An 11228-nucleotide genomic window follows, 5' to 3' on the forward strand; every position below is an offset into this window, starting at 1 on the left:
AATGAAATTATATATTTATGAACACTGTCCTTTTTGTGTAAGGGCTAGAATGATTTTTGGTTTAAAAGATATCCCTTTTGAGCTACATGTCTTTTTGAGTGATGATTTTAAGTCTCCCGAAAGTATGATTGGTCAAAAGATGGCACCAATTTTACAAAAAGAGGATGGCAGTTATATGCCTGAAAGTCTGGATATTGTTGATTATGTCGATAATCATTATGGAGGAAAGCCTATCTTAATCGGCCCAAAATCGCCAAATATTGAAAAATTAATTAAACAACTACAGCAATATGATTATAAATTAGAGTGTCCACGTTATATCAAACTTAGCTTAGCAGAATTTGCAACTCAAAGTGCGATCAATTACTTTGTCACGAGTAAAACTAAAAAAATCGGCTCATTTGATGAATGCTTAGCACAAACTGATTCATTGGTATCTGAAATATCCAAGTTATTAAACGAGCTTGAACCATTGATTATCTCGCCACAAGCGTGTAATGGGCAATTATCTTTAGATGATATCTGTCTGTTTCCTGTTTTACGTAATTTGACTTGTGTAAAAGGATTACGTTTTCCGCCTAAAGTTAAGGATTATATCGAGTCAATGTCTAAACTAACCAAAGTGAACTTATTTTTTGATAAAGCAATTTAAAATTATTCAGGAGGTTTTAATTTATCTTTTTTGGGTAGTTAATCTTGGTGATAAAATTTTTAGAACTTTAAAAGAGAGTACAGGTAAATAGGATAAAACCCTGTACTCTATCTTTGCTTACTTATAATTTATAACTATTGGGATTGGATTTGAAATTAATTAATCGCCTAATTTAATATCGATCACTTCTATGTTTTGTTTGCCACCATAAATATCGTACCAAGGTGTCGCATACTGTTTTAAAATTTTATTGAGGTGCTCAACATTTTCACGTCCAGTTTTGTCTAACCAGCGTTTTAAGCCCTCTTTACCTTCTTTGGCATACGCTGCAACACCTTCAAACCATGTTGCACGTCCACCTAAAATACCACTGTATTTAGCGCCATTTTCACCCGCAAAAATTAATTCTTGATGGAAAGTTTTGGTTGGTACCCCAGCACTCAAATAGATAAATGGACGAGTTGCTACGTCACTGGCCTGTTTAAAGTAATCAGCTGCTTGTTTTTGGGTGTAAACAACAACATTATTATCATTAAATCCTTCAACATTTTTGAAAAGTACTGGAACTTCAACTTTTAGTACATCAATATAATATTGATTTTTAGTGAACTCTTTAATGGTGTTAATGACTTTTTGAGGCTTTATTTTGGCAAATTCAGGGCTTTTATCATCTGTTACTACATTATCATAGACAATCGGCTCAACAAATAACGGGATATCCGCTGCTCTTGCTTCTGTACCGATACGTTCTAAAAATGCATGTTTTTTTTCTAAAATATCTTGAGGATCATCTGGATTATAATAAACCAAGACTTTTGCAGCATCGGCTCCTTTTTTTAATAACCGTTGTAGAGAGTCTTCTGGCAATACATCAGGTAGTCGACCTGGAGTATTGGCATCATATCCTGTTTTTTCATAAGATATAATTAATCCAGCATCTTTATTTTTTTTAGTCATACCTTTAAAGCCATACTCTTCGTCTAACAAGATTGCACTAACATATTTTGTTAATTCTTGTGAGACAAGCTCTTTAAATTCATACACCATATCTACATGATAGCGATCTTTACCGACTGCCGACTCCATCATTTTTACTATTGAACCGCGTTGGTCAATTGCTAATGCCGCAATAACGCCATCCTGGTTCGATAATTGTTGCATGCGTGTGAATTTACCTCGAGTAATATGTTTTATAGCCATTTTATAACTCTCCATTTAAAAATATCATTTGATTGTAGTTTTAATTTTTAACATATATTAATCATTTAGTGCTGTTTATTTGATCAAATCGCTTATATTTAAAAAAGTTTTTATTTCATGCCAATAATAAAATGTAGGTTGTCATATTTGTTGATATTGTCTTTAAAAAAAATGTTGTTCAGGTATATTAGTAGATTAACGCACACTCTGTGTAAAAAATAATTTACAAGGAAAACTATGTCATACACGACACCAATTACGCAAACGCGTACTTTAAATAAACAAGACTACAAAACATTAGCTCTGTCTGCTTTAGGCGGGGCTTTAGAGTTTTATGATTTTATTATATTTGTATTCTTTTCAATTACTATCAGTCATCTATTTTTTCCAGATGATATGCCTGCATGGTTAAGTCAGGTACAAACATTCGGTATTTTCGCTGCAGGTTATTTAATTCGTCCTTTTGGCGGAATTATTATGGCGCACTTTGGTGATTTATTTGGTCGCAAACGAATGTTTACACTTAGTATTCTGCTTATGGCATTACCGACATTATTTATCGGTTGTTTACCTACTTATACCGATATTGGAATTTTTGCACCTTTATTATTATTACTTATGCGATTATGTCAGGGATTGGCAGTAGGGGGCGAAGTACCCGGTGCTTGGACGTTTGTTGCTGAGCATGTGCCAAAAGATAAAATTGGATTAGCATGTGGAATTTTAACCAGTGGCTTAAGTTTAGGTATTTTACTCGGTTCTTTGGTTTCAACTGTTATGAATAAAAGCGTCTCATCCGAACAATTAATCGATTGGGGATGGCGTATTCCTTTTATTATTGGTGGTATTTTTGGTTTGATCGCAATGTATTTGCGCCGTTGGTTAAAAGAAACTCCCATTTTTCTTGAAATTCAAAAACGTAAACAACAAGAATTATCGAATAAAATTCCTGTTGTTACCGTGATAACTCAATATTTACCACAGACAGTATTATCAATGTTACTGACTTGGGTTTTATCTGCCGGTATTATGGTTATTATGTTAATGACGCCTATTTTATTACAAAAATCATTTGATTATTCACCAATTGATGCACTACAAGGCAATATATTAGCAATAATAGGTCTGATTATAAGTTGTACTTTTTATGGCATGATGATGGATAAGTTTACGATGGGTAAGGTCATATTGATTGGTTGCATTCTTGCAGCGCTTGCTATCGCTATTTTTTATTTATCCTTAGATAATCATCAACTTTTATTTATCACTTATTCCCTAGCAGGGTTCTGCGTCGGTATTGTTGGATCTTTTGCCTACTTTATGGTGAAAGTCTTTCCTACCCAAATTCGTTATAGTGGAGTGTCGTTTTCATTTAATATGGCGTATGCCATTGCAGGAGGATTAACGCCATTACTCATATCATTTTTGAGTGACTTTGTGAGCAAAATGGCACCAGCTATGTATGTGGTTGGGTTATTCGCACTCGGTGCATTAATTGGACTATTTTTATTAATGAATAATAATAGTCAAAAATACATTGCAAAAGATATTGGTTAACCATAATTTTTTAAATGTTAAATAAGGAACGAGTATTCAGGCTCGTTCCTTTAAAATATAAAAACATTTTCCTGTCTGTGATTTTCTATTTATTTCATGGCTTAATCTTTCAAAAAGCCTTATACCATCATTAATTGATCTAAAAATTTTATGAGATAAATATAAAAATTAATCAAGCACTTTTGATTATCTATCGCTAACTTACTTTAAGTTATCAAGTCATTAGGTTAATTCATAATTAAGTTTATTGGTATGATTTATCATTCAAGAGATAACAGCAAAATAAAAAAACAGAGCAAACAATTAATAAAGTTAATTAAGGATGTTTTTTAGCAATTCTAGATTTTTGTCAAAAACTTTGAGGTTAGATATACGTTTCAATCAGGATTATTAAATAATCAAACTTTTTAATAATTTTGTGAAATACCTCATTTTTTTTCAACATAGTTAGGATAGAATAAACTAAGTTATATTTTATTTTAAAATTATTTAGGAGAAAAAAATGAAGGCAGCAGTTGTTAGACAAGAGTGCGATGGTCAAGTTGAAATTAAAGATATTCCTCTCCGTCCATTGGAAGCAGGCGAAGCTTTAGTTGAAGTTGAATATTGTGGTCTTTGTCATACGGATCTTCATGTCGCGGCAGGTGACTTTGGTAAAAAACCTGGTCGTGTTATTGGACATGAGGGAGTAGGGATCGTTACTAAAATAGCTCCAGATGTGAAAAGTTTAAAAATTGGTGATCGTGTTAGTATTGCTTGGTTCCATGCTGGTTGTGGTTCATGTGAATATTGTATTTCAGGTCAGGAAACCTTTTGCCGTAATGTTTTAAATTCTGGATATAGTGTCGATGGTGGTATGGCAGAACAGTGTATTGTCAAAGCAGATTACGCAGTTAAAGTACCAGAAGGATTAGATCCAGCTCAAGCAACTAGCGTAACTTGTGCTGGAGTAACAACTTACAAAGGCATAAAAGTTGCAGACACAAAACCAGGTCAATGGCTTGCGGTATTTGGTATTGGCGGTTTAGGCACTTTGGCAGTTGAATATGGCAAAAAAGTGTTTAACAATAAAGTAGTGGCGATTAGTAATAGTGACAGCCAATTAGAACTATGTAAAGAACTGGGTGCCGACTTGGTTGTTAACCCTAAAAAAGTGGCAGACGTAGGTGCTTATATTAAAGAACATACAGGTGGTGGTGTGCATGGTGCAGTGGTAACATCAGTCACTAAAACAGCTTTTAATCAAGCAATTGAGTCTGTTCGTCCTTTAGGTAGAGTTGTCGCTTTAGGTTTACCTTCTGAAACGATGGATTTAAGTATTCCTAAAACAGTATTAGATGGTATTCAAGTTTTAGGTTCATTGGTTGGTACGCGTCAAGATTTAGCCGAAGCATTCCAATTTAGTGCTGAAGGTAAAGTTGTGCCAATTGTTGAAAAACGTCCATTAGAAGATATCAACGATATGATTAACGAAATGAGAGAAGGTAAAATTCGTGGTCGTATGGTTGTTGATATGAAAATGAAAAAACAGAAATAATTGTTTTCTATATTAAGTTAAAAACCAATAAAAGCTGGCTTAATGCCGGCTTTTTTCATGATCAAATATTAATTTATCCGTTTTACTTTCGCTACCTTTACTATCAATAATATTAATCTTTCTTGTATTTTATTAATAAATCCCTATCATAAATCAATTTTGCTCGCTAATTTAATATTTTTTAAGAGGACCTATATGGAAGATCACAATTTAGAAAATAATTTACGGAAAGATCTTGGTTTAGTTTCTGCATTGTCGCTGGTTGTTGGTATGGTTTTAGGGGCTGGCGCATTTATGAAACCACCTGCCGTATTAGAAGTTGCCGGTGATTATAACTATGCACTGTTAGCGTGGATCATTGGTGGTGTTTTCTCTATTTGTGGTGGGTTAACGCTTTGTGAATTAGGTGTTATGTTTCCACGTACGGGCGGTATGTTGGTTTATCTGGAAAAAATTTACGGCTCAAAAGTTTCTCATCTTTATGGTTGGATGATTACCGTGCTTTTTGCTCCATCATTAGTTGGGGCATTGGTAGGATATTTTAGTTCGGTATTTTGCCTGTTATTTGGTATTGATGATTCTTATAAAATGGCAGTAAGTGCTGGCGTTTTAGGATTTATTGCTGTTATTAACGCTATTGGCGTTAAGCAAGCAGGTTATTTGCAAACGATAGCTACTGCTTGTAAGCTTATTCCTATTTTATTGTTAGCCGTATTTGGACTATGGAAAGGTAATGGTCAAGTAGCATTATTTAGTGCTAGTGGTCAAGGGATTGAAACTTATGCTCCATTTGCTGTAGCTATTTTGGCTACTTTATTTGCTTATGATGGTTGGGCTCAAGTTGCCTCTGTTGCTGGTGAAATTCATAATCCGGCAAAAGTGCTACCTAAAGCAATTATTTTGGGTATCATATTTTTAGTTGTTGTTTATGCCTGTATCAATATTGCATTGTTTAAAATTTTTCCTGTCCAAGAGATGGTATCACTTGGTCATGATGCTTCGGCCGTTGCCTCACAACGTATGTTTGGCAATTTGGGTGGTAATTTAGTTGCGGTTGGCATTATGATCTCAATTTTAGGTGGGATTAATGGTTATATTATGACGTTATCTCGTACAATTTTCAGTATGGCAGAACGAGGAACCATCATTGGAGCGCGTTATTTAAGTACAATCGATGATGATAGTCGCTCACCAGTTAATGCTATATGTGTATTAGTGATATTTTCTTTTTTATATTCAATTTTACTGGATGCTGATCGTTTATCTGAAATCTCAATGTTTTCAATTTGGGTATTTTATTTATTAACATTTATTGGTGTAATCATCGCTCGTAAAAAATATGCCGATATCCCAAGATCTTATAAAGTTATTGGTTATCCAATCATTCCAATTATCGCAATTCTAGGGGCTATGTATGTTATTTATGGTATGCTTGTTTATCAAACTTTTAATGGTATTGCGTCAATCATTCTAACTTTAATCGGTTTACCTTTATATTATTATTACCACAGAAAGAATAAGAATAAAGAGCTTTCACTTGGTGAAATGAAAAAATATAAAGTGAAAATGCAATATACCATTGCAGTTTCTACAATGATCATCGTTGCTCTGTTAGCTCTTTATGGTAACGTGTTTAGTAAATAATCAGAGAATATATTTAACTTATTTTGAAATGAATCATTTCAACGTTATAAAAGTAAAAACCGACATTATGAAGTGACCCCATACAGTTGGACACTTTTATTAAGCTGCTTGTAAGGCCTGATTTCGATATTCAACCGGAGTCAGGCCTTTTAATTTAATCAGTAATAAAATATTTAATATAAAGTTAGTGAGTAATTATTTTGTTACAGTTTGGTGAAAATTTTAAATATATGTTGAAATTAGACCATAAATATTTTGATCATGAAAAATTCCATTCAAATATTCAGCCTGTTTAAGTGTTCCTTCATAACTAAAACCGCATCGCTTAGCAACCGCATTACTTTTAGGATTATCCACTGAGCATTTAATAACAAATCGTTTAATTATTTTTTGTGATGCATAGTAGTGAGTAAGTGCTTGAATTGCTTGTGTCATAATACCTTTACCTTCTGCTTGGCTATCGAGCCAATAACCAATATAGGCTGTCTTATTGTTTTTATCTATTCGATTAAAAGACAATAAGCCGACAGGATTATTATCCAGTAAAATTACATAAGTTTTGGTAATATCTTTTTGGTGCTCAACTGAACAATTATCTAAAAAATTTGATGTGTCTGCTTCATTATTGACAAACTTAGGCCAAGCCATAAATTGACTAAAATGATCACGATTAACATCAATAATATTGTATAACTTAGTTGAGTATTGTCGATCTGATGGCACTAAATGAAGATGTTCATTGACAATGATACTTTGTTGATTGGTATTTGTCATTAATTATTCCTTTAAGAGAGTACAACCAATTCTGTGTTAATATAACTTTAAGAATAACATAAACTTTACTTAATTAAAGAATTATATTTTTAGTTTTATCTTTAGCGTTAATTATAAAAAATTACCAGATCATTTGATCTGGTAATTTAATTGTTACTTAAAATTAATTAAAAAATTTTAAGCTTAATCATTTGCAGTTTTCTTATTTTTTAACATGTAGTTGTGGATAACCAGAAGAGCAAAAATAGCAACAATAATAATCATTATTATATCTTTGTTAAACCATTTAGCCATATTACCTAAAATAATACCAATACCACAGAAATCGACATCAGAGAAAGTCGTATTAGCAAAACCAAGCGAACCTAAAACAGGTAATAAAAGTACAGGTAAAAATGTGACTAATAAACCATTAGCAAATGCGCCAAGCATTGCACCTCGACGTCCGCCCATAGCATTACCGAAAACACCAGCAGTTGCACCACAGAAGAAATGAGGAACTACGCCAGGTAAAATTAGTACAGCATTTAATTGACCTAATACAAATAGACCAACTAATCCACCAAGGAAACTAAATAAAAAACCAATTAATACAGCGTTTGGTGCATATGGGAAAACAACTGGACAATCTAAGGCTGGTTTGGCATTCGGCACGAGTTTTTCTGAAAAACCTGTAAATGCTGGAACAATTTCAGCAAGAATTAACCGTACGCCTTGTAGAATAATAAATACCCCAGCAGCAAAGGTAATTGCTTCGATAATTGCATAAACTAGGTAATTATCCCCCTTACTTAAATTTGTTTGGACATAATCAGGTCCAGCAAAAACGGCAAGGATCAAATAGATTATCATCATTGTTAATGAAATTGAAATTGAGCTATCACGCAAGAAACTTAGATTTTTAGGTAAATTCATCTCTTCTGTTGAGCGAGAGTTTTTACCAGCGACTTGACCAAGCGCTCCTGCCAATACATAACCTAAGGTGCCAAAGTGACCAAATGCTACATCATTATTTCCTGTGATTTTACGCATATATGGTTGAGCCATTGCAGGAAAAAACGCCATAATTAGACCAAGTACTAGGGCTCCAGTAAAGACTAATTGCCAACCTTCAAAACCCGCAACCGTTAGAATAATGCTGATCATACACGCCATATAAAAGGTATGATGTCCAGTTAAAAAGATAAATTTTAAACATGTAAAACGCGCAACCACAATATTAGCAATCATTCCAAAAGCCATGATTAATGCTGTTGCTGCGCCATATTCATTTAATGCCATGGATACGATAGCTTCATTATTAGGGATGATGCCTTGTAGTTTAAAAGCTTCTTCAAACATCATACCTAATGGTGTAATCGCACTAATAAGTACGCTTGCACCACCGCCTAAAACTAAAAATCCTAAAATAGTTTTAACGGTTCCTTTTACTGTATCAGCAAAGGATTTGCGTTGGGCTATTAACCCAACCATAGCAATCATACCAACTAATACGGCCGGTACTTTTAAAATATCAACGATAAATTTAACGACTTCTTGAATCATCGCAACACCTCATTATCTAACTATTGCTTAGCGAAATGTTCAACGAGTTTGGACTCCAAATCATTGATATCAATTATATTATTTAGAACTACTAGTTTATCGCTAGGAATGCCAGAGCTGTCTGCTAAATCTTTAGTCATAACAAATAAATCAGCTTGTTCTGGGGTTGCTGAGGCAAGATCTGCATGCGTTACTTCTGCATCAATATTTAATTTTTTTAGAACTTTTTTGATATTCATTTCAACCATAAAACTGCTACCAAGACCTGAACCACAAACTGCCATAATTTTCATTTTATTTATCCTTTTCTTAGTTTTATTAAATTTAATAACGATTGATCACAGCTAAAATTTGATCACTATTTTGTGCATTAAAAATTGTCTGCATATCGTTTGATTCACCAAACAGCTCAGCTAATTGAGTTAACATTTCAATATGGCTTGTATTATCACTGGCTGCTAATAAAGTAATTAAATATACGGGGTCATTTTCTGATGAATTAAATTTCACTCCTTGTTTGACCAGTAACATAGATAAGCCCAGTTGATTGACACCTTGCTCTGGTCTAGCATGCGGCATAGCGATACCCGGTGCCAATACGTAGTAAGGTCCAATTGATTCATGTAATTGAAAAATTGCTTGGACATAATTTGGCGAAATGGCATTATTTTCTAATAATGGTTTTGCACAAATTTGTATCGCTTCTTTCCAATCTTCAACAGAATCAACAATATTGACTGTTTGGCTGGTTAACCATTTACCTAACATTTTTCCTCCATTAAACCTGATATCATCAATTGTTAGTTTAAAAAATAACATACTAAATAAGAATAGAAATAAAAAAATATTAGAAATGTGATAGCGCTATCAAAGTTGATGAAAATTTTTCTCATTTTGTGATGAAAGTAACATTTTTGATATAACGATTATAAAATAGTTATTTAGACGTAATAGTATTATAGAAATGAGAGTGATTTCGAAGTGATTGTATCACACTTTTCTATTATTAATTGTCTATTATCGATTTTTTCTGCTTTGCTACCACTAATATAAGATTTATTTAAAAAAGTTAAGATTAAATTTAATCGGAATGAAAGATGCAAGAAATAAAGAAGCGTAAAACTACAGGACAGATTACTTTATTCGATGTTGCAAAATATGCGGGTGTCGGAACGATGACCGTATCTAGAGCTTTACGAACTCCAGATCGCGTTTCAGATAAACTTCGCCAAAAAATTCAAATTGCTGTCGATGCTTTAGGATATAAACCTAATGTTGCTGCAAGTTTGCTAGCCTCTGCATCGGCAAATCGAGTCATTGCTGTTATCACACCTAAAATATATGATCATTCCGCTCAATTATGGTTAAATTCACTTCAAACACACTTGGCAAAAGAGGGGTATACTACCTTACTTATTGAATCTTATCATTACTATAAATTTGAATCGCAAATGTTAGATGCTTTATATAGTCATAACCTTGAAGCTATATTACTATTTCAAGTTGAAGATGAAAGTTTTATTAAGCAAATTGTGCAAAATAAAATTGTTCCTATTTTGAATATTGGTAAAGATTATGGTGGATTAACTAATATAAATGTTGGAATAGATGATAGTTTGGCTATGTATATGCTCACTGAACATGTTATTAAAAAAGGTTATCAACACATTGGGTTACTTTGTGCTAACCAAGAATATCAAATTTTTCAACAACGCTTACACGGATGGTATAAAGCTATGTTAGCTTATCATCTCCCTACACATCGAGTTATTAATGCTGCTAAACCAGCCAATTTTAGTACAGGAAGTGAGTTGTTACCCGATATGTTATTAAATTGGCCAGAACTAGACGCATTAATTTGTACGACAGATGAATTAGCTTGTGGGGTACTGTATGAATGTCAACGTCGACATATTCGAGTACCTTATCAATTAGCAGTAAGTGGTTTTGGTGATAATGAGTTTAGCCAAGTGAGCTTTCCCGCATTAACAACGGTCGCTTTACCGTATAAAGAAATCGGTGAATATACAGCCACTCTGCTATTAGATAATTTAAAGAATAAAAAAGTAACAAATGAAATGGATTTGTCAGCGTTTGTACCAGTCATTCGAATGCGGGCGAGTGTTTAATTAGCTTTATTAAGAAAGATAATTAGAATTATTAAGATCGGCTCGAACTTCTGGTCGGTTATCATCCTCTCAAAAAGCAGATAATAAAAAAGCCTACTCAATGAGTGAAGTGACCCCATAAAGTTGGACACTTTTATTAAGCGGCTTGTAAGGCCTGATTTCGATATTCAACCGGAGTCAGGCCTTTTAA

At 33.3% G+C, this 11228-nt stretch carries 10 protein-coding genes; 5 read left to right on the forward strand and 5 right to left on the reverse strand.

Features of this window, described 5'->3' with window-relative positions; genetic code table 11:
• Position 1 precedes the first annotated feature (1 nt).
• Positions 2–652: a glutaredoxin 2 gene (gene grxB, locus H3S73_RS11590; RefSeq protein ID WP_198236695.1), complete on the forward strand. Its 651-nt coding sequence runs from the start codon at positions 2–4 to the stop codon at positions 650–652.
• Positions 653–811: 159 nt separating this feature from the next.
• Here the strand turns inward: grxB and H3S73_RS11595 are convergent, their stop codons facing one another.
• Entirely contained in the window at positions 812–1846 is a 1035-nt protein-coding gene (locus H3S73_RS11595; RefSeq protein WP_198236700.1) for a tagatose 1,6-diphosphate aldolase, read from the reverse strand.
• Between the two features lie 243 nt (positions 1847–2089).
• On the opposite strand from H3S73_RS11595, the gene H3S73_RS11600 reads away from it, so the two are divergent.
• The 3 genes from H3S73_RS11600 to H3S73_RS11610 all read left to right on the forward strand — a co-directional run bounded on the left by H3S73_RS11600 (position 2090) and on the right by H3S73_RS11610 (position 6590).
• Positions 2090–3409 (forward strand): MFS transporter, encoded by a 1320-nt coding sequence (locus H3S73_RS11600; protein ID WP_198229116.1) that lies wholly within the window; start codon positions 2090–2092, stop codon positions 3407–3409.
• A gap of 502 nt (positions 3410–3911) precedes the next feature.
• Complete coding sequence (gene adhP / locus H3S73_RS11605; RefSeq protein ID WP_198229117.1) at positions 3912–4946, forward strand: alcohol dehydrogenase AdhP; 1035 nt, start codon at positions 3912–3914, stop codon at positions 4944–4946.
• 195 nt (positions 4947–5141) lie between these two features.
• A complete protein-coding gene (locus H3S73_RS11610; protein WP_198229118.1) occupies positions 5142–6590 on the forward strand; it encodes an APC family permease in 1449 nt (482 codons plus the stop codon).
• 222 nt (positions 6591–6812) lie between these two features.
• Here H3S73_RS11610 and rimL read toward each other — a convergent pair whose 3' ends face one another.
• The 4 genes from rimL to H3S73_RS11630 form a co-directional block, all read right to left on the reverse strand.
• A complete protein-coding gene (gene rimL, locus H3S73_RS11615) occupies positions 6813–7364 on the reverse strand; it encodes a 50S ribosomal protein L7/L12-serine acetyltransferase (protein ID WP_198236696.1) in 552 nt (183 codons plus the stop codon).
• A 183-nt stretch (positions 7365–7547) separates the two neighbouring features.
• Positions 7548–8909: a PTS ascorbate transporter subunit IIC gene (locus H3S73_RS11620; protein ID WP_198236697.1), complete on the reverse strand. Its 1362-nt coding sequence runs from the start codon at positions 8907–8909 to the stop codon at positions 7548–7550.
• Between the two features lie 20 nt (positions 8910–8929).
• Positions 8930–9202: a PTS sugar transporter subunit IIB gene (locus tag H3S73_RS11625; RefSeq protein ID WP_025314594.1), complete on the reverse strand. Its 273-nt coding sequence runs from the start codon at positions 9200–9202 to the stop codon at positions 8930–8932.
• 31 nt (positions 9203–9233) lie between these two features.
• Complete coding sequence (locus H3S73_RS11630; RefSeq protein WP_198229121.1) at positions 9234–9677, reverse strand: PTS sugar transporter subunit IIA; 444 nt, start codon at positions 9675–9677, stop codon at positions 9234–9236.
• A 329-nt stretch (positions 9678–10006) separates the two neighbouring features.
• On the opposite strand from H3S73_RS11630, the gene H3S73_RS11635 reads away from it, so the two are divergent.
• Complete coding sequence (locus H3S73_RS11635) at positions 10007–11038, forward strand: LacI family DNA-binding transcriptional regulator (protein ID WP_198229122.1); 1032 nt, start codon at positions 10007–10009, stop codon at positions 11036–11038.
• Positions 11039–11228 lie beyond the last annotated feature (190 nt).

It is taken from the genome of Gilliamella sp. B14384G12 (genome assembly GCF_016101825.1).
In the GTDB taxonomy this organism is placed as follows: Bacteria; Pseudomonadota; Gammaproteobacteria; order Enterobacterales; family Orbaceae; genus Gilliamella; species Gilliamella apicola_N.